We start from the raw sequence: 22,933 nt of genomic DNA, 5'->3' as shown, positions 1-22,933 counted from the left end.
CATCATATTGTTACGGCTTAACGGAATGGAAACCGCATCCCTTTGCCAGCTTTCGCCTGCAATTGCTTCATCATTTTGGAGCCCTTGCCTTTCGGCCCCATCATATCGGAGAACTGCTTCATCATCCGGCGCATTTCATCGAACTGCTTGATCAGCCGATTCACGTCCGCGAGCGATGTACCGCTGCCTGTAGCGATACGCTTGCGTCTGCTGTGGTTGATCATGTCCGGATTCTGTTTCTCTTCCTTGGTCATGGAGCGGACGATCGCCTCAACGCGTCCCATCTGCTTCTCATCGACCTTGATATCCTTCATCTGCTTCATCTTGCCCATGCCGGGAAGCATATCCATGATCTGGTCCAGAGGACCCAGCTTCTTGACTTGTTCCATCTGCTCCAGGAAATCATCGAACGTAAACTCGGCATTGCGCATTTTGCGTTCCATTTCCTTGGCTTTCTCAGTGTCGATATTCGACTGGGCCTTCTCAATCAGCGAGAGCATATCGCCCATGCCGAGAATCCGTGAAGCCATCCGTTCCGGATGGAACGGCTCAAGAGCGTCGATCTTCTCGCCTAGCGCCGCGAACTTGATCGGGCATCCAGTAACGGCTTTGACCGACAATGCCGCACCGCCACGAGTATCGCCGTCTAACTTAGTCAGCACGACGCCCGTCAACTGAAGCTGCTGATTGAAGCTCTCCGCAACGTTAACAGCGTCCTGACCGGTCATCGCGTCAACGACAAGCAGCACTTCATCCGGCTGCGTTACTTCGTGAATCTGGCGAAGCTCTTCCATCAATTCCTCATCGACATGCAGGCGTCCCGCGGTATCGATAAGCAGGTAATCGTTGCCGTTGTCCTTCGCATGCTGCAGCGCCTGACGGGCAATCTCTACCGGACTGTTGCCTTCCGGGAGCGTAAATACGGGTACCTTGATCTGTTCACCAAGCACCTGCAGCTGCTTAATGGCAGCCGGGCGGTAAATATCTCCGGCCACGAGCAGTGGGCGATGGTTGCCCTTCAATAACAATTTGGCCAGCTTGGCCGAGGTTGTCGTCTTACCTGCGCCTTGCAAGCCCGCCATCATTACGACGGTCGGCGGACGGTTGCTCTTCGCCAGCTTCGCCTGGCTGCCGCCCATCAGTTCGGTCAACTCTTTGTTAACAATATCAATAATGACCATACCCGGCGTGAAGCTGTCCATCACTTCCTTGCCGACGGCCTTCTCCTTCACCTTGGAGACAAATTCCTTGACCACTTTGAAGTTGACGTCCGCTTCTAGCAACGCGAGCCGCACTTCTCTCATAGCTTCGTTGACATCGTCCTCCGACACCTTGCCTTTGCCGCGCAACTTGCTGAATACGCTCTGCAATCGGTTCGTTAAACCTTCAAAAGCCATCTTCGGTCACCTCCGCTCAAGGATTGAATACTTCATATCAAACACTTCCTGTAAGCCGACGGAAGTCGGCTTATCATATCATAATTGCTCAACCTCGTCGAGCAAGTTCCTTGCTTCCTCTTTATGTACGGCGGGCAGTTCGCTACTTGCGATCAATTCTCCCAGCCGGACAAGCACAGCGCTTCGTTCCTCATGCTTATGAAGCAGCCTGAGCTTCTCCTCATATGCCTCCAGCATGCCTTCAGCCCGTTTGATATGCTCATAAACAGCCTGTCTGCTGATTCCGAACTCGGCGGCAATTTCGCCAAGCGAGAAATCATCGTGGAAATAATATTTCAGGAACGTCTGCTGCTTCTCTGTAAGCAGCTTCTCATAGAAATCAAACAAAAGGTTGATCCGATTCGTCTTCTCAAGCCTATTCTCCTGACTCATATGGGCACTCCCTCCGTCAAGGAAAAACACTTTACAGCGCGCATCAACGTTCTTTATCATACCTAATGGAAAGTATGATGTCAAGTACTTTCCCTTAACATGTGATCAACGCTTTTACTGCTAACATTTCTCGGCAGAGAACGATCGAGGCCGCCTGTCGTTCAAACGGACAGCGGCCTCGCCATAGTCATCTTTTGCATATATTTAGTTACTACCATTTCGGCAGCAGGTATAGCAAAATAGCGAAGAAATGCGTCACGCTGCCACCAAGCACGAAGAGATGCCAAATCGCATGGTGGTAAGGAAATGCTCGCCATACATAGAATACCGTGCCCAGTGAATAAAGAATGCCTCCTGCTACCAGCAACGCGATGCCTTGGGAAGGTACCGCAGCCGTAAGCGGTCCCCAAGCGATAACGATCAGCCAGCCCATAATTAAATAGAAAACTGTGGACATGAACAAAAATCGTTTGACGAAGAATGCCTTAAACAGTACGCCGAGCAAGGCGATTCCCCAAATTACCCCGAACAAGCTCCAGCCAAGCGGGCCGCGTATCGCCACAAGCAAGAATGGCGTGTACGTCCCGGCGATATAAAGGTAAATCGAGGAATGGTCGAAGAACTCGAACAAATCCTTCACTTTGCCTTCCTTGAAGCTGTGAACGAGAGTAGAGCAAACATACAGCAGAAGCATGGTGACCCCGTAAATTGTAAAGCTGACCACATGCCAGGCCGTCCCCTTCAAACTGGAGAATACAATGAGCAGAACGAGCGCTGCCACGCTAAGCACAGATCCAATCCCGTGGGTAATGGCATTGGCGATTTCCTCTCTGCGCGGATAAGTATGCGTATTAGCCATACTGTATCGCCTCCTATCATTTTGGAATGCTTCTCTCTAATCGGTCCGTTACTCAGTACTGGCTCCAGCGGCTTCTTCCTCTTCCTGAATCAGGCCGGCAAATAGGCCGTGGACAAATTGCTCGGAATCGAATTTCTGCAAATCCTCCATCTTCTCTCCAAGACCAACGAATTTCACAGGCAAGCTCAGCTCTTGGCGAATAGCGACCACGATGCCGCCTTTGGCCGTGCCATCAAGCTTCGTCAGCACAAGCCCGGTCACTCCGCTCTTCTCGCCGAACAGCTTCGCCTGGCTGAGCGCGTTCTGCCCGGTCGTGGCGTCAAGCACCATCAGCACTTCATGAGGAGCGTCCGGAATCTCCCGCTGAATCACCCGGTAGATTTTATTCAACTCCTCCATCAAATTTGACTTGTTCTGCAGACGCCCTGCCGTATCGCAGAGAAGAATATCCACGCCGCGCTGCTTCGCGGCCTGCACGGCATCAAACATAACCGCAGCCGGATCGGAACCGGGCTGCTGCTTGACCACATCTACGCCAACGCGCTCTCCCCATACCTCAAGCTGCTCGATCGCTCCCGCTCGGAACGTGTCTCCGGCAGCAAGAAGTACTTTCTTGCCCTGCTGCTTGTAATGATGCGCCAGCTTGCCGATCGTGGTCGTCTTACCGACGCCGTTGACGCCAACGAAGAGGATGACGCTAATCCCATTTGGATTCAGCCTCATCTCATTATCCTCATCGCCCCGCAGCAGCTCCGTGAGCTTCTCCGACAGAACCGGCTGCAGCTCCGCTGCGTCTTCGATCCGCCGTTTCTTCACTTCACTGCGCAAATCATCAATCAGATTCATAACGGTGTTTACGCCAACATCGGCCCCGATCAATATTTCTTCCAATTCCTCGAAAAATTCCTCATCGATCTTCTTGCGCCGAATGACGAGATCGGCCACTTTCTCCACGAAGCCTTTGCGGCTCTTCTCTAACCCGTCCTTAAACTGCTTCGTGACCGCCTCCGTCTTGGAGGAGATGCTGTCTTTTAATTTTTTAAAGAAACTCATAAGGTTCCTCCCTTAAGTAATCATCCCTGATCCAATATCAAACTTAATCTCGCTGCTTTAATTATGCCATGGCTGGGCCGCTCAAGCAATTTCCACCGTTTCCTCATCCTCCAGCTTGACGGAGACGAGCTTGGATACCCCGCCTTCCTCCATCGTTACCCCGTAGAGAACATCCGCCTCTTCCATCGTTCCTTTGCGGTGTGTCACGACGATGAACTGGGTCTGCTCGGAGAATTCGCGCAAATACTGGGCGAACCTTGCAACGTTAGCTTCATCCAGCGCCGCCTCTACCTCGTCAAGCACACAGAAAGGCACCGGCTTGACGTGCAGGATGGCGAAGAGTAGGGCCATTGCCGTCAAAGCCCGCTCTCCCCCGGATAGCAGCTGCAGGTTCTGCAGTTTCTTGCCCGGCGGCTGGGCCACGACGTCGATTCCGGTCTCGAGCAGATTATCCGGATCGATAAGAACGAGATCCGCACGTCCGCCTCCGAACAGCTTGGTGAATACCGTGCCGAATTCACGGCGAATCGCATCGAAGGTAACTTTGAAGCGCTTGGACATTTCGTCATCCATTTCCTTGATGACCTGGTAAAGCGTCGCCTTGGCTTCCACAAGGTCATCCTTCTGCTCGCTGAGGAATTGGTAACGCTCTGAGACACGCTCATATTCGTCAATCGCTCCCAAATTCACTTCTCCCAGAAGAGTAATTTGGCGTTTCAACTCTTTGACCTCTGCCTGTGTCTGCGGCACATCCTCAGGCACGGCATAACGCTGCTTCGCAAGTTCAAAGCTTAGCTCGTATTCGTCGCTTAGCTTGTGCAGTATGTTATCGAGCTCCACATCCAGCCGGTTCGCTTGGATCTCCGTCTGACGGAGCTGTTCCTCAACTGTTTTCAGTCCAACTCTCTGCTCCTTGGTTTCGTTCTCGCCTTCCTCAAGCTTCTTCACCAGCACGCTTCGTGAAGCGCGCTCCATGTCAAGCTGCTCGCTAGTGCGCTCTTTCTTCAGCTTGAAGTCGTTCAGCTCTTCCCGCTGCTTGACACTTTGCAGTTCATTCTGCTTCAAGTCGGCCTCGATCGCCTGCAGGATGCTGCGGTTCTGCTCCAGTTCCTTCTTCTGAATCTCGAACTCTTCCTGCGACCGCTGCAACTGCTCGCGAAGGGAAAGGCACTCTTGATCGAGCTTGCCTTCACGTACTTTGAGCCCGGTCAATTGATGCTGCAGCTCCTCTTTTACGGATTCGTTCGCTTTGCGGGCAAACTCAGCGGCCTGAATCGACTGACGGATCGTCAGTTCTTCCTTCTCCAGCTCCTGCAGTCTCGCTTCGGCGGATACTTTGCTCTTCTCTAGGTCCTCGAGCTCCTGAACGTAATGCCCTTTCTCCTGCCCATACAGCTCGTATTGCTCGGAGACGTGTCTCCACTCATGCTCCACTTGCTTCAATTCACTAGTTTGCGACTGCTCTTCTGCACGCTTTCCGTCGCCAGCTTCGCGAAGCTTCTCCAACTCCTGCTCGCACTGCTTCATTTGACCGCGAACATCGTTTAGCCCGCTTCTCAGCTTATCCAGCATATCCTCGCTTTCGCGAATATCTGCTGCAAGTTGATCCAGCTGGCGCTTCCGCCCTAATAGATTGCTGTTCTTGCGATGCTGGCTTCCCCCGGTCATCGAACCGCCGGCATTGACGACATCGCCCTCCAGCGTGACGATCCGGAAACGATATTGGCAGCGCGCCGCCATTTTGTTCGCCCGTTCCAAGTCGCTGGCGAACACGACGTTGCCAAGCAGGCTGCCCACGATGTTCGCATAACGAGGATCATGGCCGATAAGCTCGGCACCGATGCCGATATAGCCCTCGGCTTCTTCCATTGACCTTTTGTCCGCTGCGGACATCTGCCGGGGACGAATGACATCGAGCGGCAGAAAGGTGGCCCGTCCAAGCTGGCGCTGCTTTAAGAACGCAATCGCCTGCCGGGAAACCGCTTCATTCTCCATGACGATATGCTGCATCGCGGCTCCAAGCGCGGTCTCGACGGCAAGCTCCAGTTTCTCCGGCACCTGAATCAGTTCGGCTACGGCGCCGTGGACTCCGCCCAGCAGCGATTTGCGGGAGGCTTTCAACACTTCTTTTACGCCGAGGGCAAAACCGTCGAAGTCCTCCTCCATCTCCTTCATCGTATCCCGGCGTGAGATCAGCGATTCCCGCCGCTGCTCCCATTTACGGATGTTCGCAGAACTTTCCTCAGCTAATTTCTGCAGGGACTGTTGACGCTCGCTTTCCGTAATGTAGCGACTGCGGAGGTCGGCAATTTCCTTGGCAAGACGCTCCAGAACCTTCTCAAGCTCGGTCTTTTTGCCTTTCAGCCGCTCCAGCTCAACCCGCCATTTTGCGCCCTCTTCCTCCGATCGATCCATACGGCGCTGGACACTTTCCTTCTGTTGATCGGCATAGCGAATTTCATTGCGTGATTCGGCCATCTGATTCATTGTTTCGAGCAATTGTCCCTTGAGTGCTTCCTCCTGAGCCTGACTGATCCCGCCGGTAACGCCAACGAGCTTCACTTCCTCGGCCGACAGCTCCGTTCTGAGCTCATTCAGCTGCTTCTCGGCCTCCGCAAACTTCGCGGACAGAGCATTCAGCTCTTCCGCGCGCTGCGCATAGCGCTCTTCATTGACAGCGAGCGACTGGCGAAGCTGATCCCGGTTCTGAATCAGGTTCTTCTCGCGCTCCCGCAGCACCTCGCCGAATCCTTCGCTCTTCTCGAAGCTCTCGCTGTACTCCAGGAGTTGTCCCTGCAGCACATCGATATGCTCCTCCAATTGGCGAAGCGCCAACCGGTCGCTCTCCAGCTTGGCATCGTGAGCAGATACGATCGTCGATAGCGCAAGCTGCTCCTCCTGCAGCTTGGCCAGCTTGCCATTCGCCTCGCTCCAGTTCTCGTGGATTTTCTCAATTTGGTGGACGTAGAGCGATATTTCCTTATGCTTCAGCTCCTCACGGAGCTCTTTATAACGGAGCGCTTTCTCAGACTGCTCCTTTAAAGGGCCGATTTGGTCCTCGAGTTCACTGACAAGATCGTGAATACGCAGCAGGTTTTGTTCCGTATCATCGAGTTTGCGCCGTGCATCCCGTTTGCGGCTCTTATATTTCACAATCCCAGAGGCTTCTTCGAAAATCCCTCTCCGATCCTCGGAGCGTGTGCTCAGAATTTCTTCGATCCGCCCTTGTCCGATAATCGAATAAGCTTCCTTCCCGATTCCCGTATCCATGAACAGCTCGGTAATATCCTTCAAGCGGCAGGATTGCTTGTTGATCATATATTCGCTATCCCCGCTGCGATGAACCCGGCGCGTTACCGTGACTTCGCTGAAATCGAGCGGAAGAGCATGGTCCGTATTATCGAGGGTTAATGAGACTTCTCCATAATTCACCGCTTTACGTGCATCGCTGCCCGCAAAAATGATATCTTCCATCTTGCCGCCGCGGAGCGATTTGGCGCTCTGCTCGCCCAGCACCCAGCGAATGCCGTCGGAAATATTGCTCTTTCCGCTGCCGTTGGGGCCGACTACAGCCGTAATGCCGCGCACGAATTCCATTTCCGTTTTGTCGGCAAATGATTTAAATCCTGATAACTCGATTCGTTTCAAAAACATACCTTCACGATCACCTCTACCAACTATTGTAACATACAAAAAAGCTTATGGGGACAAGCAAAAAGCCCCCGTGCAGCAAGCAACGGGGACGATCCTTAAACATCAATATGACTGTCATTCATTCGAAGTTTTCAAACGCTCTAGCGCCACTGCGGCAGCCTGCTGCTCAGCTTCCTTCTTGGAACGTCCAGTTCCTTGCCCCAGCGCGCGGCCATCCATAGATACCTCGGAGACGAACTCCCGCTCATGAGCCGGTCCGCGCTCCTCGATAATACGGTACTCCAGCACGCCCATGTTGTGATGCTGGGTGAGTTCCTGCAGCTCCGTCTTGAAATCCGTCGTCTGCAGCTTACCGCTGAGCGTGAACTGCGTGAACACGTACTGATGAAGGAAAGCATCAACGGCCTTTAACCCTTGATCCAGATATAGAGCGCCGATGAACGACTCAAAAACGTCGGCCAGCAGCGCCGGACGAGTCCGTCCGCCGGTTAATTCTTCTCCCTTTCCCAGCAATACGTATTTGCCAAACTCCAGGCTCTCAGCAAATTTCACGAGCGATGGCTCGCATACGATGGCTGCGCGAAGCTTGGTCAGCTCTCCCTCAGGACGGTCCGGAAACATCCGATACAAATGCTCGGATACTGTCAGCTCCAGAACAGCGTCGCCCAGAAATTCCAGGCGCTCGTTGTCCTGATGCTGGCTGAACCGATGTTCATTCACATATGATGCATGGGTAAAGGCCTGTTTCAACAGCTGTCGGTTTTGGAATACAATTTGAAGTTTGTGCTGTAACTGCTTCAGATCTCCACTCAACAGACTGACCCCTTATGCTTCAAATTTCTTCAGAACGATGGTGGCATTGTGACCGCCGAACCCGAAGGAGTTGGACATGGCTACTGTAACATCTGCGGATCTCGCTGCATTTGGCACGTAATCCAAATCGCATTCCGGATCCTGGTTCTCGAGATTGATCGTCGGAGCAATTTTGCTATTAGTGATCGTCAGGCCGCAAATAACAGCCTCCACACCGCCCGCTGCACCAAGCAAATGACCGGTCATCGATTTCGTCGAGCTGACGGCCACTTTGCGTGCATGCTCTCCCAGCGCCTCTTTGATCGCGATGGTCTCGGAGCGGTCGCCTGCCGGCGTCGACGTGCCGTGGGCATTGATATAATCAATCTCGTTTACGTTAATGCCCGCCTCGCGAATCGCCATCTGCATGCAGCGGCGCGCTCCGTTCGGATCCGGATCGGTCATATGATGCGCATCAGCGCTTAATCCGTAACCAATCACTTCCGCATAAATTTTCGCTCCGCGCTTCTGCGCGTGCTCCAGGGACTCCAGCACGAGTACCCCCGAGCCTTCGCCCATGACAAAACCGTCGCGTCCTGTATCGAATGGACGGCTTGCTTTCTCAGGCTCATCATTGCGGGTCGACATCGCCCGCATTGAGCAGAATCCGGCGAGACCGGTCGGTCTGATCGTTGCTTCTGCGCCGCCGCAAATCATGACATCGGCATCGCCACGCTGAATTAATTTAAACGAGTCGCCAATGGAATGAGTTCCGGTCGCGCACGCCGTTACAGCTGTACTGTTTGGTCCTTTCGCTCCGAACAGTATCGACACGTGGCCGGAAGCCATGTTCGCAATCATCATCGGAATGAAGAAAGGGCTTACGCGTTTTGGGCCTTTTTGCAGCAAGATGTTATGCTGGTCTTCCCAGGTTCCCAGTCCGCCAATCCCTGAACCGATAATAACGCCGACGCGCTCAGGATCAACCTGCTCACCAATTACGAGGCCGCTGTCTTTAATAGCACTTGTAGCCGCCGCCGCTGCAAATTGAACGAAACGGTCCATCTTGCGCGCCTCCTTGCGGTCTACGTAATCTTCGGCATTGAAATCCTTTACCGAAGCAGCGATCCGGGTCGGATACTCGCTAACGTCGAACGATTCGATCGCGGATACCCCCGATTTTCCCGCCATGAGATTATTCCAGAACGTATCCAAATCTTGACCGAGGGATGTAACGACTCCCATACCGGTAATTACCACTCTATGCTTCAAACACACTCACCTCGTCTAGATCGCATGTGCAATACAGTAATGTAAACAACTAATGTAAATCTAATGATTTTGCTAATGATGAGGAGAAGTCCCGCCTACATAAGAGGTACGGGACTTTGAATGACATTAGGTATGAGATTGTATGTAGTTTACAACTTCACCTACGGTCGTAATCTTCTCAGCATCTTCATCTGAAATTTCCAAATCGAATTCATCTTCAAGTTCCATAACCAATTCGACTACATCCAGCGAATCAGCACCCAGGTCATCTTTGAAAGACGCTTCAAGCGTCACTTCAGCTTCATCTGCGCCGAGGCGATCCACTACAATGCGTTTTACGCGCTCCAATACATCGGACATCCGGTTCACCTCCTCCTTCGTATTATACGAAAATTAAAATCAAAATGCCATAGAAGCGAGACTCGAAATCACATATACATCCCGCCGTCTACATGCAAGGTCTGCCCCGTCATATAAGACGCTGCGTCGGAAGCCAGGAATACCGCGACTTTCGCGATTTCTTCCGGCTGCCCAAGACGTGCTAACGGAATATCGCTGAGCAGATTCTGCCGCAAATCTTCCGGCAGCTGATCTGTCATATCCGTTGCGATGAATCCTGGCGCAATGCAGTTCACCGTAATATTCCGGCTGGCCAGCTCACGCGCGGACGATTTGGTCAAGCCGATCACTCCAGCCTTGGCCGCCACGTAGTTGGCCTGTCCGGCATTGCCAAGCACGCCCACCACAGACGATATGTTGATAATGCGACCGGAGCGCTGCTTCATCATCGGGCGGGTAACCGCCTTAATGCCGTTGAATACACCTTTGAGATTCGTCTCGATGACTGCGTCGAACTCTTCTTCTTTCATCCGCATAATTAGATTATCTCTAGTAATTCCGGCGTTATTCACCAGAATATCGATTCGGCCCCAAGTATCCAAGGTTTGCTTGACGATCGCCTCGAATTGAGCGCTGTCGCCAACATGCCCTTTGACGGCAAACGCCTGAACGCCAAGAGCCTCGATTTCGGCGACGACGCGAGCCGCCGCTTCCTCATTGCCCGCATAATTGACGGCAACATTTGCCCCTGCTTCAGCAAGCGCGAGCGCAATGGCGCGTCCAATGCCGCGAGAGGCTCCTGTAACCAGAGCTGCCTGACCACTTAGCAATTTCGTCATTGTACTCTCTCCTTTCCTAGGATATACTGTGCCGTTATAGTACTGAACCACCTATTTGCAAGCTACAGCAGCGCGGCTGTCGTCTGCTCCAAGCTCTCCAGGCTGTTCACATTATACGTCGTCACACCTCGGTTAATTTTCTTGATCAGCCCGGTTAACACACTGCCGGGTCCGATTTCCACGAATGTATCTACGCCCTGCTCGATCAGCCAGGCAATGCTGTCCTCCCATAGAACCGGCGAATACACCTGTTCCACAAGCAACCGGGAAATCTCTTCTCCGCGCTGAACCGGACTGGCTGTAACATTGGCAACGACGGGAACCGAAGCGTCACCGATCGTGATCTGCTCCAGCTTGCCAGCCAATTTATCCGCCGCCGATTTCATGAGCGACGAGTGGAACGGGCCGCTGACTTCGAGCGGAATCGCCCGTTTGGCGCCGATCTCCTTGACGCGCTGGACGACGGCGTCTACGCCTTCCTTGGTACCGGAAACCACAATTTGGCCCGGACAATTGACGTTCGCCAGCTCAACCAGGCTCCCGGCAGCCGTAATATCAGCACACAGAGCGGCCAATGCCTCGCGCTCTCCGCCAAGTACCGCTGCCATCGCGCCTTGACCACCAGGAACGGCTTGCTCCATGAACTCGCCCCGTGCACGAACGGTTGCGACTGCGTCGCTGAAGCTTAGCGCTCCGGCGGCCGCAAGCGCGCTGTATTCCCCAAGGCTGTGGCCCGCTACGAAGTCGGGCTTAATACCTTTGGCCGCAAAAGCCTGATATAACGCTACACTCGTCGTTAGCAGAGCCGGCTGCGTATTCGCCGTCTGCTTCAGTTCCGTATCCGGTCCTTCAAAAATAAGGCGGGTCAACGGGAAACCTAGAATCTCGTTCGCTTGATCGAACAGCTGCCGGGATTCCGGCACCGATTCATAGATGTCCTGACCCATGCCTACACTCTGAGATCCTTGACCCGGAAATACAAATGCCAGCTTACCCATAAATTCGTCAGCACTCCTTCTCTCTACAAAAAGCATATAAAGAACGTAATCACACTCGTATCATGAATCAATGATATGATTACCAGACAAGCACGGATGCGCCCCAAGTCAGGCCGCCACCAAATCCTACAAGAAGCAAGGTGTCGCCTTCCTTCACGCGGCCTTCCTCCACTGCTTCCACAAGCGCAAGAGGAATGGATGCCGCCGAGGTGTTCGCATATTTATCCACGTTAATGACGCATTTCTCCTCCGGCAAATTAAGCCGCTGCATAGCGGATTGGATAATGCGGATGTTCGCTTGATGCGGAACGAACAGATCGATTTCGCTCTTGTCCTTGCCCGCTTTGCGCAGCACTTCCTCCGTCGCCGTTCCCATGACGCGAACGGCGAATTTGAACACTTCCCGGCCGTTCATGTAAATAAAATGCTTGCCGCTGCGTACTGTCTCTTCAGACGCCGGGCAGCGCGAGCCGCCGCCTTCAAGCTTGAGCAGCTCTCCACCCGCTCCCTCGGCTCCCAGATCAAAGGAAAGGAAGCCTCTGCCTTCCGGTACCTCACCGACCACAACCGCGCCGGCTCCGTCGCCGAACAGGACACAGGTGTTGCGATCCGTGTAGTCCGTTATGCGGGACAATGCATCCGCCCCGATGATAAGAGCATTGTTGTACATCCCGGTCTGAATGAAGCTGTTGGCCGTAGCGAGGCTGTATACGAATCCGGAGCAGGCCGCCGACAAATCGAAGGCTGCCGCTTTCTTCGCCCCGAGCTTCTCCTGCAAAATGCAAGCGGTGGACGGGAATGTCATGTCCGGCGTTATCGTCGCTACAATGATTAACTCTATATCTTCAGCGGCCAAGCCTGCCGATTTCAAAGCTTGAACGGCCGCCTCGTAAGCCAAATCCGAAGTCGCCTGATCCGGAGCCGCAATGTGACGCTCGCGGATTCCCGTCCGCGATACGATCCATTCGTCGTTGGTCTCTACCATCGTCTCCAGTTCGGCGTTCGTTAACACCCGTTCAGGCACGTACTTTCCTGTTCCGATAATGCCCACTGAACGTGATTTCATCATTCTACCACTCTCTTCCCGCTGATTTCCTGTGCTATGCTCTCTGTCAATCGACTCTGAATTGCTGTTCTAGCCTGCCTTACCGCGTTCTTGATCGCTTCGCCGTCAGAGGAACCGTGCCCCTTTACGACAAGCCCGCTAAGACCAAGTAGCGGAGCTCCGCCATGTTCCTTATAGTCGAGCGTCTTCTTCATTCCCCGAAGTGAAGGCATCAGCATGGCAGCGGCCAGTTTGTTCTTCAGCGATTTGGAGAACTCCTGCTTCAAAATCGAGAATATCGTGCCCGCGGTACCTTCCAGCGATTTCAGCAAAATATTCCCCGCGAACCCGTCGCAAACCAGCACATCGCAAGCCCCCGTCAGGATATCGCGCGCTTCTACGTTGCCGACGAAATTTATCGGAAGCTGCTGAATGAGCGGATAAGCTGCTTTCGTTAGCTCATTGCCCTTCATTTCCTCAGTCCCGACATTCAGGAGGCCGACGCGCGGGCGACTGATACCATGCACCTTCTCCCGGTAAATGCTGCCCATCAGCGCGTATTGCGCCAGATGCTCCGGCTTCGCATCCATATTCGCACCCAGATCCAACGCCAGTACGCCCCGCTCGTCCACCGTCGGAATCATCGGTGCAAGCGCTGGACGCTCGATCCCATCCATCCGGCCAACGACAAGCAAGCCTGTCGTCATCAGCGCGCCCGTATTGCCGGCAGAGATCATCGCTTCGGCCTCGCCTTCGCGCACAAGCCGTCCCGCGACGACCATAGAGGCGTCTTTCTTGCGGCGTACCGCCCGCACAGGCTCATCATCCGCCCCAATCACCTCCGAAGCGTGATGAACCTTCAGATTAGCAGGCACAGTCGAATCTTTCAGCAGCGGTTCGAGCTGTGCCTGGTCACCAACGAGAATAACTTCGATATCATTCCATTCCTTGGCTGCGGCCAGGGCGCCTTCAACCGTGCTTTGCGGCGCGTGGTCGCCACCCATGGCATCAATGGCGATTCTCATGCTGACTTCCTCCTTCGTTGTTGTCCTCTACCGCAGAGCGGTAAATGACGAAGTTCCCTTGGAACACCATCTCTTCGCCGACATAGGTGAAAACTTCGACCTTGGCCTTGCCCTTGTTGCCGGATACCGGACGAACATATGCTTTGGCGATGCACTTCTCGCCCAAATGAACCGGACGGATAAACCGGATATCCGCCGAGAACGTTAGCGCAATTTCATCGTTGATGACCGCTACAGCCAATGAGTTGGCTTGTGCAAATATATGATGTCCGCGCGCGATGCCCGTCCGTGAAAAGACATGCTCCTTGCTTATTTCAAAAATAGAAATCCCGCTCTTATCCAACTGCAAATCGACGATTTCACCGATAACCTCATGCAGCGGCAATGAACGCACCTGGTCATAGGATCGCTCCGCCATCAGCTTCATCCGCTCGCGCAGCTCAGGGATACCGAGCTCCATCCGGTCTAGCCGGATCGTCTGGATGCTCACCTTCAGCTGGCGGGTCAACTCCTGATCCGTGACGAAAGGATTCTCTTCGATCAGTTTGACGAGCTGCTGCTGTCTCGCCCTCTTGGGCAAACGTTCGATGGGTAACACCCCCGAGTGATCACATTGTTTTTTATGTAAAACGAACCGCATCTGTTTAGAACCTGGTACTAAGATAGAGTATAAAACATCTCCCTGCAAAAATAAAGAGAATTCATCATCCATCCTGTAATTTCCACTTCAAACAATAAAAAACAGCACTCCATGGAGTGCTGTTTAGGTTCTGAGATATTATCTGGAATTAACCTTTGATAACTTCTCTTGCTTTGTATGTTCCGCATACTTTACATACGTGGTGAGCAAGCTTCAATTCTCCGCATTGTTCACATTTTACCATGCCCGGCACAGCCAATTTGAAATGCGTGCGGCGTTTGTCGCGGCGCGTTTTGGACGTTCTCCGTTGAGGTACTGCCATGGTTCCCACCTCCTTAATGAAGTCAACCTTATTACGGTATCACATTGTAATCTCATTTTTTGAAAAAGTCACCTAGCGCTGCCAGCCGCGGATCGATCCGCTCATTGTTGCAGCCGCAATCCCGTTCATTCAAGTCCGTACCGCAGTTGGGACAAAGTCCCTTGCAGTCTTCCTTGCATACGACAGCATATGGAAGATTGAGAAGCAAAGCTTCTTCAATATATGGATTCAACTCCACCTGATCTTCGGCAATCAGCCGAATGTCATCCTCTTCTTCATTCTGCCCTTCTTCTTCGGGGGTGTCAATGCGTTTGAAAGTTTCCTCAAATTCGATATCGACTTTACGCTTCAAAGGCTTGAGACAGCGAGAGCAGGACATGTCCATTTCCGCGGACAGCGTGCCTGTTACCCCGACTACGTTCCCTTCCGCGTACTCGGCCGTCAAGTCGCATACGAGCGGACTGATGCCGTGAATATCATTGCGTCCTTTGACGACATGACTCATATCCAGAGCTTCATGCAACTGCTTTGGCCCGTCGTGAGAGGCCATCTGGCGAAATCTAAAATTCATGAGTATCACTCCAAACAAACAAAAATTATTATACCGATTTTAAGTAAGTTTTGTCAACAGCAAAGCGGGAAACAATAGCTGCTGTCTCACTAATATTACACATACCCGCGCAAAACGTCCATGCACATGCTGCCAAGAAGACAGATTGCGCTGTTAGCAGCAGTTATTAGCCCGCTGCCATAAAGGAATTATACGGTCGAGCGCAGGCCAATAAATTCTATCAGCTTCAAAATGCCCTGGCGAACATGGTATAGTCATAAATCATAAGCCTGTAAAGGTGGTATGCGACATTGAACGTCGTCGGATTAATCGTTGAATACAACCCGTTTCACAATGGGCACGCCTATCACATGGCTGAGGCGAAGCGTCTTGCCGACGCGGATGCGGTCGTCGCTGTGATGAGCGGCGACTTCCTGCAGCGGGGCGAGCCCGCGATCGTAAGCAAGTGGGCGCGCGCCGAAATGGCGCTGCATGCCGGCGCCGACCTCGTGCTGGAGCTGCCGGTCGCGTATGCGGCCCAGCCCGCCGAGTGGTTCGCGCACGGCGCCGCAGCGCTGCTGGATGCGACGGGCATCGTGTCGCATCTATGCTTCGGCAGCGAGGCGGGCACGCTCGCCGAGCTGCAGCCGCTCGCCCGGCAGCTTGCGGGCGAGAGCGGCGCGCTCAAGGCGGCAATCGCGGAGGAGCTCGCCACCGGGGCGAGCTACCCCGCGGCCTACGCCGCCGCTGCCGCGCGCAGCGTGGCCGCCCCTGCGGGGGGCGGCCCAGGCGCCGCTGCCGGCACAGCCGCAGCGAGAGCGCTGCTGGAGCAGCCCAACAACAGCCTTGGGCTGCACTACCTCATCGCGCTGCAGCGGCTCGGCAGCCGGATCGCGCCGCTCACCGTGCGGCGCGAGGGCGCTGGCTACCGCGACGCCGTGCCCGGCTCCGCGAGCATCGCCAGCGCCACCGCCATACGCGGGCTCATCGCGGGGGAAGGCGGCCTCAACGCCGCCGCTCCCTACGTTCCGCCCTATACGGCGGAAATTCTCGCCCGGGAGTTCCGTTCCGGGCGAGGCCCAATCACCTGGGAGAGCTTCGCCGCTCCCATGTTCCATCGCCTGCTGACAAGCTCACGGGAGGCGCTGGCCGAGCATCACGAAGTGACCGAGGGCCTGGAATTCCGCATCAAAAAAATGCTGCCCCAGCTGGAGCAGTTGACCATCGAAGAGCTCCTGGAAAAACTTAAGACCAAAAGGTATACGTATACAAAATTGCAGCGCATGCTGCTCCATATTTTGCTCCAGCACCACAAGCTTGCCATGGCCCCGGAGGCGCTGGCACAGGGCCCAGGCTATTTGCGGGTGCTTGCCTTCAGCGCCAAAGGCCGCGAACTGCTCAAACGAATGAAGACCACCGCATCCCTGCCTATCGCTACAAGGGCGGCCGCCTTCTTCCATCCCGGACTGGAGCTCGACATTCAGGCGGCAGCGGCATATGCGAACGCCATGCCTAACCGGAACGATTCTGAAATATTCCGGGACTTCCGCCAGCCGCCGATCACGATTTAGACTTACGTGCCCGGCGGCATTTTTACGGGCAAATCCTGCAAATACCGCAGCGCATCCTCAACATGCTTGACCGGGACAAGCTTCATCGTCGTGCCAATTTCGTCCGCCTTAGCCTTGGCATCCTTATAATTCGCTTCCGGCACAAAAAATATTTCCGCCTTCTCCCGGTGAGAGGCGACGATCTTGAACTGCACCCCGCCGATCGAGCCGATCGTTCCGTCCTCGGCAATTGTCCCGGTTCCAGCGATCCGGTATCCTTTGCTGAGGTCGCCCGGGGTCAGCTGGTTATATATTTCGAGCGTAAACATGAGGCCAGCAGAAGGGCCGCCGATCCGGGTGTCAGCAAATTTAACTTCATTCCCCTTATCCGCGGGCAGGACCTTGCGGACCTCACCAATGCTCACGCCGAGACCGGCCTTAGGCAGCGCCTCATCCTGACCGATTTCGACCAACTCCACCTGCTGTCGGATTTCTTTGCCGCCGCGGCTCAGCACAACCTCTGCAAGATCACCGGCTTTCTTGCCCTGAAGCAGCGCAGGTAAATCCTCAAACCGCTCCACCTTATGCCCTTCAAGCTCGGAAATAATATCCCCGGATTGAAAATCCCCCTTCGGAGCAAACGTCTTGGATAGTCCTACGACAAATACGTACTCAGGCACGATTTCATATTTCACGTTAGCCAAGTTGTAGGCCGCCATAATCGCATTTGATTGGGAGCTGTTCATGTAGTACTGCTGCTGCGTTGCATATTCCTTTTCGTTCCGGTCCGGCTCTTTGCGAACGACCTCAGTATGGGCTTGAAACTGCGAGGTTGCCAGCATCGCCAGATTAGCATAGCTTACGGACACGGTCGTCAGCATGAACGTACCTTCCTCTTCCGGGTCACCGGACGAGATCGTCACCATCGGCTTAATTTCCTCCGCTGTACCAGGTTGATTGATCATATATGGCGTTGGCATGTAAACAATCACATACACTAGAATGGCAAGCGTAATAAGATATAACCCCGCTTTTATGACTGCTGATCTGGATTGACGCATATCTTTGCTCCCTTTCTTTTCACCAAGCGGTGTAACTGATGGTCTTTCAAAGGACAGACGAGCATAGACATGTACTAGCCTTCCATATGTCCATAAAGAGGTGAACGCGCCCGATGAATCACAATAATTCTCGGGACGGCGGCTTGCTCTCCACGATTCTGCTGGGAATGACCGCCGTCTTGCTAGTCGTCTGTATAATTTCTGCACCTAGCCAAGCTTTTGAAGCCTCGAGCCACGGGCTCGCGCTTTGGTGGAGAATCGTCTTCCCCGCCCTGCTGCCTTTTCTCGTGCTCTCACAGATCTTAATGGCGACAGGATACGCCCACGGGCTCGGTTCGCTCATCAATCCGGTCACGCGCCGAATTCTCGGCCTGCCGGGCACGCTGGGCTGGGTGCTTCCCTTAGGCATGACCGCAGGGTTTCCTGCAGCCGCAGAAGCAGCCGCTGCTCTATATAAACAAGGCAAGATCACTGCGCATGAAGCGGAAAAATTGGCAAGCTTCTCGCATTACTGCAGCCCCGTGCTGATCGTCATCGTCGTCGGCACCGCTTATATGAAACAGCCTGAACTGGGGCTATTCCTACTCGGCATACATTGGGCATCCGGCTTAAGCGCCGCAGCCACCATGAACTGGCTCTCCTTTGGCCTCCCGCGCAAGAACGAAGGTTCAAGCCTGAATTCTTCGGAACGGATGGAAAGCCATCCTACCGCCCCCCGCTGGAAGCTCGCCTTGCGCCAAATAGAAGAAGCGCAGCGCGAAGACGGCCGCAGCTTCGGGAAGCTCCTTGGCGACTCCGTAGGCTCAGCTGTGCAGACATTAATGGCGACGGGCGGTTATATGCTTATTTTCGCCGTCATTATCCAGATTGCTTCATCTTGGCTAGCGCCATTCGTATCTCCATCAATGGCGGCCAAGCCCATCGCCGCCCTGCTTGAAGTGCATCTTGGCTCGCACGCCTTGGCTTCGCTCGGCTTAGCCTCTCCTCTGCCGACAGCCCTTACGGGAGCCTTGCTTGGCTGGGGCGGGCTGAGTGCCTGCTTGCAGGCACGAGCCGCACTGAAGCCGACTGGGCTTAGCGGAGTTTTTTTCCTGGTCAACCGAATCATTCACGGGGTATATGCCTATGTACTGACCCTATTGCTTTGGAAGCCGGCAGCTGCAATTATGCCGCTGTCTTCCCCCGCCTACGGCAACCTTAATGGAACCGCAGCATGGCTATCTGGCGAAGAACTGCCGCGAGCGGAATGGCGAGTCTTCTCGAGTGTCGTCTCCTGGCAGTTGTGCATGCTTGGACTGCTGGTCATGCTCGTTTTGTTTACCGCTTTTCTATGGTCCAGGCACTTCAGGACAAACAGCACTTCCTGACATGATCATGCGGCAATGTTGTTAGTCTTAAGGAATTGACAAATTATGCTTTAGCCGGCTTTGACTTAAACTTGGCCTTCAGCGCCTCTTCTACTACCGGCGGGACAAGATCTGACACATCTCCCTGGAAGGTGGCGATCTCTTTAACAACACTAGAGCTTAAATAGGAATACTTCGGATTCGTCATCATAAAAATCGTTTCCACCTGGCTGTTCAGCTTGTGGTTGGTGGATGCCAGCTGAAGCTCATATTCAAAGTCCGTCACGGATCTGATGCCGCGTACGATGACATGAGCTTGCTTGTAATCCATATAGTTGACGAGCAGATCGCGGAAACTGTCGATTTCCACGTTAGGCACATGCTGCGTCGCCTCCCGTAGAAGCTCTTTTCTCTCCTCAACCGTAAACAGCGGATTTTTGCTTGTATTGTTCAGTACGGCCACGATCAGCCTGTCAAACTGGCGGGCGGCACGCTGAATAATATCCATATGCCCTTTCGTTACCGGATCGAAGCTGCCAGGGTAGACTGCGATCCGAAGCTCATGTTGTTTCTCCATGGTGATGCTGCTCCTCCTTCTCCATCGAATCCGATTCCGTCTCATGATCTTTATCGTAGACGTAAATCGTAATTCCCGTCTCTCCATAATCTGTTTTGCGAATCATTCTAAAACGGCCGAAATTCTCCTGATATTCGAAGGAAGATTCGTACTCGAGTACGAGGACAGCCTGATCCTGCAGCAAATTCAGCTCGTCCATCCGCTCCATCAGCTTATCCCCATGCTTCAAGCGATACGGCGGATCGAGAAACACAAGATCAAAAGACGCCCCCCGTTTGGCCAGCGTCTTAAGTGCTCTTTCCGCATCGTTCTTGTACACTTCTGCCTGCTCAGTGAACCCTGATGCCTTTAAGTTTGCTTTTACCGTTTCTACGCTTTTGTAATCCAAATCCACGAAGACTGCTTTATCCATGCCTCGGCTTAACGCCTCGATTCCCAGACCGCCTGTGCCCGCGAATAAATCAAGCACGGTTCCGCCGTCGAAATAGGGGCCGATCATACTGAACAAAGCTTCCTTGACCTTATCTGTGGTTGGCCTTGTGCCCATACCAGGAACAGCCTTCAACGGTCTGCCCCTCGCGCTTCCCGAAATTACCCTCATCGTTATTCACACCTTATTCGAATTACCTGTTTGTCCATGCTTTCATGGTATGTCGATATCGTACCACAATCAATGACAGATTGAAATTTGACGAGAAACGCTTTTCTTAACAATTTTTTCTTCCTGCAGGTATAAAACAAACGAACCGGGACAAACTTTAGATATCGACATCACAAATGTCGTAGACAACCGCGGAGAAGACTTACGTTTCCCCATAAGCTCTTCGTCCGGTTTCTCCTCTCCCATGATGGGCGTCCCGCGAGGGGCGCCCGGACAAAAGCCTTCGTAGCGTAGAATTCTACGAGGGCTTTTGTCCTTTTTTTATGTTTTGGGGACAGTATCGATACCATACTCGGCTACTAACTCCAAATTATTATCTAAATACTATATACATACTTTTGAATTGACCTCAAAAGTTTCGTCCGGTTCACCCAAAAAGGAAATAGCTTCGCTTATTTTCATATTCTAAATCTTCTCAAAACAATCTCACCAAAAGAACGACAACCGCAATAATGGCCACCAAAATCAGCAAATTGCTAATTTGCCGCCAGAGCCCCGGAACGCCAGTGGATTGAAGTTTTTGCTGATCCGCGTCGAACTTAGCTTTAGCGGCGTAAGGATCCGAAAAGGGCGGAAAAGGCTGCTGATTATGTTCATTTCCATTCATATCATATCTTCACTCCTTTTAAGCTTCCCTTATGGAATATTGTACCACACGCTGCCCTTTTTGCCCGCCCACGAACGCGCCAACAAACCGTAATCCGCCGGGCAATGCCCGCCGGACTACGGTTTTAATAGTTCAACTCCAAGTTAGATACAAGCCCGCAAAACAATGACTAGCAGGATGAACAGTACGAGTATTGCCCCAGTGGAAGTCCACAGTCCAGCACCTGCAATGTCGCCCATAGGGATACCTCCTTTGCCTATGAATAATATAATATATTCAGAGACGAAAGAAGAGGTTCAGGCAAGCTCTAAAACTGTATGCTTATCCAGCTTCCGGTTTATTAAACAATCCTCTGCGGTACATGATCGTAATTATCCGATAGAAATCATAACTGCCTTGCTCGGGAGACTGGATCAGAGGATGCTTCCTGTCATAATTTACGGCTGCCTTCACCGCTTCTTTGGCCCAATCCGGCATCTTCAGGTCAGCCCGCTTCTCCAATTCAGCGATTCGATTCGCCTGCTTCTGCACCGTCTCTTTAAGTGCATCGAACTCCTTCTTCTCCTCTGCCGTCATCGGCTCCTCCCCCCGTTCTGCTTCATAACGGTACAAATCGTATTTATCCATTAGAGCAATGAGCTTGTTCGCGTAATTCGGATCAGTAGCATAGCCTGCTGCCGCAACGTTCCGGGCTGCCTCTCTGCCCAGGCGATGGAGAACCTGCCCATAGCGTTTGTTCAACAGCAGTTGGGTATGGTCGGCAATGGACTCTTCCCACGATTTATATTTCCGAAAGGCTGCCTGAACTGTATAGGATGCCCCTCCGCGATATTCGGTCGTAGGCAAGGTAATGCTCCCGGCAGAACCTGTACCCTTCATCCCAAACAGATTGTTTGCCCGATTCGCCAGCGCGCTCGTTCCCCAATTTGATTCGAGAATTGCCTGGGCGATGGTCAGCGCTGCCGACACGCCGTTATCGCGCCAATCCCTGACCGCCGCAGGCGTAATTTTTGCGATAAACTCATCAGGATTCATTCCAGTCCCACCCTTGCTGTGCTAATAGAAAAAGAGTTTCTTCCTACATTGAATGATGCTGCGCAGGGGACCGCTTGGACATCACCGCCTATTTTACTCCATAACCCGGTCGGGGTCGGCCACTTTTTCAATTTTTCGTTCGACTCTCGTATCACTGCCGAGATAATATTTTTCCATAGGAAGCAGCTTGTCATCCAGCGAATAGACGAGCGGAGTCCCTGTCGGAATACTAACCTGCATAATTTCGGCCGCGCTCAGATTGTCCAAATATTTGACGAGCGCCCGCAAACTGTTCCCGTGGGCTGCGATAATGACTTTTTTCCCCGTTAGAATTTGCGGCTTGATCTCGCGCAACCAATAATCCTCTACCCGTATAATCGTCTCCTTCAGGCTCTCCGTTACTGGAATGAATTGATCAGGCACATCCTTATATTTCGGGTCATTTCGCGGATATCTCTCATCTTCTTTGGTCAATGCCGGAGGCAGCACGTCATAGCTTCTACGCCATAGCTGCACTTGCTGCTCCCCGTACTTCTGAGCGGTCGTCAGCTTACTGAGGCCTTGCAATGCTCCATAATGCCGTTCATTCAGCTGCCACGTTTTATAAGTAGGAATCCACAGCAAATTCATCTCGTCCTGAATAAAATACAACGTCCTGATCGCCCTTCTCAAATAAGAGGTATAAGCGATATCGAATTCGAATTTATGCTCCTTCAGCATTTTTCCGGCCTCTTTAGCTTCATCAATTCCTTTGCTGGACAAGTCCACGTCCGTCCATCCGGTAAATAAATTCGATTTATTCCATTCACTTTCACCATGCCGGACAAGCACAAGCTTATACATGCTCCACTTCTCCTTTCCTGATCCAATCCTGAACCG

Annotated in this window: 24 protein-coding genes; 2 read left to right on the top strand and 22 right to left on the bottom strand. The window is 53.0% G+C overall.

Going from position 1 to position 22,933, the window contains the following annotated elements; all coding sequences use genetic code 11:
- Nucleotides 1-17 precede the first annotated feature (17 nt).
- The 15 genes from ffh to ACYUJT_RS04715 form a co-directional block, all read right to left on the bottom strand.
- A complete protein-coding gene (ffh, locus tag ACYUJT_RS04785; RefSeq protein ID WP_460319189.1) occupies nucleotides 18-1,397 on the bottom strand; it encodes a signal recognition particle protein in 1,380 nt (459 codons plus the stop codon).
- Between the two features lie 78 nt (nucleotides 1,398-1,475).
- Nucleotides 1,476-1,829, bottom strand: a complete 354-nt coding sequence (locus ACYUJT_RS04780; protein ID WP_460319188.1) for a putative DNA-binding protein — start codon at nucleotides 1,827-1,829, stop codon at nucleotides 1,476-1,478.
- Between the two features lie 211 nt (nucleotides 1,830-2,040).
- Nucleotides 2,041-2,688: a PAQR family membrane homeostasis protein TrhA gene (gene trhA, locus ACYUJT_RS04775; RefSeq protein WP_460319186.1), complete on the bottom strand. Its 648-nt coding sequence runs from the start codon at nucleotides 2,686-2,688 to the stop codon at nucleotides 2,041-2,043.
- A gap of 48 nt (nucleotides 2,689-2,736) precedes the next feature.
- Nucleotides 2,737-3,741, bottom strand: a complete 1,005-nt coding sequence (gene ftsY / locus ACYUJT_RS04770) for a signal recognition particle-docking protein FtsY (protein ID WP_460319185.1) — start codon at nucleotides 3,739-3,741, stop codon at nucleotides 2,737-2,739.
- Nucleotides 3,742-3,822: 81 nt separating this feature from the next.
- Nucleotides 3,823-7,395: a chromosome segregation protein SMC gene (smc, locus tag ACYUJT_RS04765; RefSeq protein WP_460319183.1), complete on the bottom strand. Its 3,573-nt coding sequence runs from the start codon at nucleotides 7,393-7,395 to the stop codon at nucleotides 3,823-3,825.
- A 114-nt stretch (nucleotides 7,396-7,509) separates the two neighbouring features.
- Nucleotides 7,510-8,208, bottom strand: coding sequence for a ribonuclease III (gene rnc, locus ACYUJT_RS04760; protein ID WP_460319182.1), 699 nt, complete (start codon nucleotides 8,206-8,208; stop codon nucleotides 7,510-7,512).
- 12 nt (nucleotides 8,209-8,220) lie between these two features.
- Complete coding sequence (gene fabF / locus ACYUJT_RS04755; protein WP_460319181.1) at nucleotides 8,221-9,459, bottom strand: beta-ketoacyl-ACP synthase II; 1,239 nt, start codon at nucleotides 9,457-9,459, stop codon at nucleotides 8,221-8,223.
- Between the two features lie 126 nt (nucleotides 9,460-9,585).
- Entirely contained in the window at nucleotides 9,586-9,819 is a 234-nt protein-coding gene (acpP, locus tag ACYUJT_RS04750) for an acyl carrier protein (protein ID WP_019638123.1), read from the bottom strand.
- Between the two features lie 68 nt (nucleotides 9,820-9,887).
- Nucleotides 9,888-10,637 carry a 3-oxoacyl-[acyl-carrier-protein] reductase gene (gene fabG, locus ACYUJT_RS04745; RefSeq protein ID WP_155608917.1) on the bottom strand — a complete coding sequence of 250 codons (750 nt, stop codon included), beginning with the start codon at nucleotides 10,635-10,637 and terminating at the stop codon, nucleotides 9,888-9,890.
- Between the two features lie 62 nt (nucleotides 10,638-10,699).
- Entirely contained in the window at nucleotides 10,700-11,635 is a 936-nt protein-coding gene (gene fabD / locus ACYUJT_RS04740; RefSeq protein ID WP_460319178.1) for an ACP S-malonyltransferase, read from the bottom strand.
- 79 nt (nucleotides 11,636-11,714) lie between these two features.
- The gene (locus ACYUJT_RS04735) at nucleotides 11,715-12,704 is read right to left on the bottom strand and encodes a beta-ketoacyl-ACP synthase III (protein ID WP_460319176.1); all 990 of its coding nucleotides are present in this window, start codon (nucleotides 12,702-12,704) and stop codon (nucleotides 11,715-11,717) included.
- A complete protein-coding gene (plsX, locus tag ACYUJT_RS04730) occupies nucleotides 12,701-13,705 on the bottom strand; it encodes a phosphate acyltransferase PlsX (RefSeq protein WP_460319175.1) in 1,005 nt (334 codons plus the stop codon). Before plsX ends, ACYUJT_RS04735 begins: the two co-directional genes overlap by 4 nt.
- Nucleotides 13,689-14,285, bottom strand: a complete 597-nt coding sequence (gene fapR, locus ACYUJT_RS04725) for a transcription factor FapR (RefSeq protein WP_055108504.1) — start codon at nucleotides 14,283-14,285, stop codon at nucleotides 13,689-13,691. Before fapR ends, plsX begins: the two co-directional genes overlap by 17 nt.
- A gap of 208 nt (nucleotides 14,286-14,493) precedes the next feature.
- Nucleotides 14,494-14,667 carry a 50S ribosomal protein L32 gene (rpmF, locus tag ACYUJT_RS04720; RefSeq protein WP_055108505.1) on the bottom strand — a complete coding sequence of 58 codons (174 nt, stop codon included), beginning with the start codon at nucleotides 14,665-14,667 and terminating at the stop codon, nucleotides 14,494-14,496.
- Nucleotides 14,668-14,719: 52 nt separating this feature from the next.
- On the bottom strand, nucleotides 14,720-15,238 hold the full coding sequence (locus tag ACYUJT_RS04715; RefSeq protein ID WP_460319173.1) for a YceD family protein: 519 nt from the start codon (nucleotides 15,236-15,238) through the stop codon (nucleotides 14,720-14,722).
- A gap of 290 nt (nucleotides 15,239-15,528) precedes the next feature.
- Between ACYUJT_RS04715 and ACYUJT_RS04710 the strand changes: the two genes are divergently transcribed.
- Nucleotides 15,529-16,788, top strand: coding sequence for a nucleotidyltransferase (locus ACYUJT_RS04710; RefSeq protein ID WP_460319171.1), 1,260 nt, complete (start codon nucleotides 15,529-15,531; stop codon nucleotides 16,786-16,788).
- Between the two features lie 2 nt (nucleotides 16,789-16,790).
- Here ACYUJT_RS04710 and ACYUJT_RS04705 read toward each other — a convergent pair whose 3' ends face one another.
- The gene (locus ACYUJT_RS04705) at nucleotides 16,791-17,828 is read right to left on the bottom strand and encodes a SepM family pheromone-processing serine protease (RefSeq protein ID WP_460319169.1); all 1,038 of its coding nucleotides are present in this window, start codon (nucleotides 17,826-17,828) and stop codon (nucleotides 16,791-16,793) included.
- A gap of 113 nt (nucleotides 17,829-17,941) precedes the next feature.
- Here ACYUJT_RS04705 and ACYUJT_RS04700 point away from each other — a divergent pair, with 113 nt between their 5' ends.
- A complete protein-coding gene (locus ACYUJT_RS04700; protein ID WP_460319167.1) occupies nucleotides 17,942-19,195 on the top strand; it encodes a nucleoside recognition domain-containing protein in 1,254 nt (417 codons plus the stop codon).
- A 43-nt stretch (nucleotides 19,196-19,238) separates the two neighbouring features.
- On the opposite strand, the gene coaD is transcribed toward ACYUJT_RS04700, so the two are convergent.
- The 6 genes from coaD to gpmA form a co-directional block, all read right to left on the bottom strand.
- The gene (gene coaD / locus ACYUJT_RS04695) at nucleotides 19,239-19,751 is read right to left on the bottom strand and encodes a pantetheine-phosphate adenylyltransferase (RefSeq protein WP_460319166.1); all 513 of its coding nucleotides are present in this window, start codon (nucleotides 19,749-19,751) and stop codon (nucleotides 19,239-19,241) included.
- Nucleotides 19,735-20,352, bottom strand: a complete 618-nt coding sequence (rsmD, locus tag ACYUJT_RS04690; RefSeq protein ID WP_460319165.1) for a 16S rRNA (guanine(966)-N(2))-methyltransferase RsmD — start codon at nucleotides 20,350-20,352, stop codon at nucleotides 19,735-19,737. The genes coaD and rsmD overlap by 17 nt, the downstream gene beginning before the upstream one ends.
- A gap of 475 nt (nucleotides 20,353-20,827) precedes the next feature.
- The gene (locus ACYUJT_RS04685; protein WP_460319164.1) at nucleotides 20,828-21,019 is read right to left on the bottom strand and encodes a hypothetical protein; all 192 of its coding nucleotides are present in this window, start codon (nucleotides 21,017-21,019) and stop codon (nucleotides 20,828-20,830) included.
- A gap of 143 nt (nucleotides 21,020-21,162) precedes the next feature.
- On the bottom strand, nucleotides 21,163-21,258 hold the full coding sequence (locus tag ACYUJT_RS04680) for a YjcZ family sporulation protein (RefSeq protein ID WP_460319162.1): 96 nt from the start codon (nucleotides 21,256-21,258) through the stop codon (nucleotides 21,163-21,165).
- 82 nt (nucleotides 21,259-21,340) lie between these two features.
- Nucleotides 21,341-22,054 (bottom strand): glycoside hydrolase family 73 protein, encoded by a 714-nt coding sequence (locus ACYUJT_RS04675; protein WP_460319160.1) that lies wholly within the window; start codon nucleotides 22,052-22,054, stop codon nucleotides 21,341-21,343.
- A gap of 93 nt (nucleotides 22,055-22,147) precedes the next feature.
- Nucleotides 22,148-22,897 (bottom strand): 2,3-diphosphoglycerate-dependent phosphoglycerate mutase, encoded by a 750-nt coding sequence (gpmA, locus tag ACYUJT_RS04670; protein WP_460319158.1) that lies wholly within the window; start codon nucleotides 22,895-22,897, stop codon nucleotides 22,148-22,150.
- Between the last annotated feature and the right edge of the window lie 36 nt (nucleotides 22,898-22,933).

This window comes from Paenibacillus sp. YSY-4.3 (genome assembly GCF_054767475.1).
The sequence above is the reverse complement of the archived record's forward strand: the minus strand, read 5'-3'. Positions and strand labels throughout refer to the sequence as shown.

Excerpts from the sequence above, each read along its gene's own strand:
- ffh (WP_460319189.1), bottom strand. The coding sequence starts at position 1,397 with ATGGCTTTTGAAGGTTTAACGAACCGATTGCAGAGCGTATTCAGCAAG.
- ACYUJT_RS04780 (WP_460319188.1), bottom strand. The coding sequence starts at position 1,829 with ATGAGTCAGGAGAATAGGCTTGAGAAGACGAATCGGATCAACCTTTTG.
- trhA (WP_460319186.1), bottom strand. The coding sequence starts at position 2,688 with ATGGCTAATACGCATACTTATCCGCGCAGAGAGGAAATCGCCAATGCC.
- ftsY (WP_460319185.1), bottom strand. The coding sequence starts at position 3,741 with ATGAGTTTCTTTAAAAAATTAAAAGACAGCATCTCCTCCAAGACGGAG.
- smc (WP_460319183.1), bottom strand. The coding sequence starts at position 7,395 with ATGTTTTTGAAACGAATCGAGTTATCAGGATTTAAATCATTTGCCGAC.
- acpP (WP_019638123.1), bottom strand. The coding sequence starts at position 9,819 with ATGTCCGATGTATTGGAGCGCGTAAAACGCATTGTAGTGGATCGCCTC.
- fabG (WP_155608917.1), bottom strand. The coding sequence starts at position 10,637 with ATGACGAAATTGCTAAGTGGTCAGGCAGCTCTGGTTACAGGAGCCTCT.
- fabD (WP_460319178.1), bottom strand. The coding sequence starts at position 11,635 with ATGGGTAAGCTGGCATTTGTATTTCCGGGTCAAGGATCTCAGAGTGTA.
- ACYUJT_RS04735 (WP_460319176.1), bottom strand. The coding sequence starts at position 12,704 with ATGATGAAATCACGTTCAGTGGGCATTATCGGAACAGGAAAGTACGTG.
- plsX (WP_460319175.1), bottom strand. The coding sequence starts at position 13,705 with ATGAGAATCGCCATTGATGCCATGGGTGGCGACCACGCGCCGCAAAGC.
- rpmF (WP_055108505.1), bottom strand. The coding sequence starts at position 14,667 with ATGGCAGTACCTCAACGGAGAACGTCCAAAACGCGCCGCGACAAACGC.
- ACYUJT_RS04715 (WP_460319173.1), bottom strand. The coding sequence starts at position 15,238 with ATGAATTTTAGATTTCGCCAGATGGCCTCTCACGACGGGCCAAAGCAG.
- ACYUJT_RS04705 (WP_460319169.1), bottom strand. The coding sequence starts at position 17,828 with ATGCGTCAATCCAGATCAGCAGTCATAAAAGCGGGGTTATATCTTATT.
- ACYUJT_RS04700 (WP_460319167.1), top strand. The coding sequence starts at position 17,942 with ATGAATCACAATAATTCTCGGGACGGCGGCTTGCTCTCCACGATTCTG.
- coaD (WP_460319166.1), bottom strand. The coding sequence starts at position 19,751 with ATGGAGAAACAACATGAGCTTCGGATCGCAGTCTACCCTGGCAGCTTC.
- rsmD (WP_460319165.1), bottom strand. The coding sequence starts at position 20,352 with ATGAGGGTAATTTCGGGAAGCGCGAGGGGCAGACCGTTGAAGGCTGTT.
- ACYUJT_RS04685 (WP_460319164.1), bottom strand. The coding sequence starts at position 21,019 with ATGAATGGAAATGAACATAATCAGCAGCCTTTTCCGCCCTTTTCGGAT.
- ACYUJT_RS04680 (WP_460319162.1), bottom strand. The coding sequence starts at position 21,258 with ATGGGCGACATTGCAGGTGCTGGACTGTGGACTTCCACTGGGGCAATA.
- ACYUJT_RS04675 (WP_460319160.1), bottom strand. The coding sequence starts at position 22,054 with ATGAATCCTGATGAGTTTATCGCAAAAATTACGCCTGCGGCGGTCAGG.
- gpmA (WP_460319158.1), bottom strand. The coding sequence starts at position 22,897 with ATGTATAAGCTTGTGCTTGTCCGGCATGGTGAAAGTGAATGGAATAAA.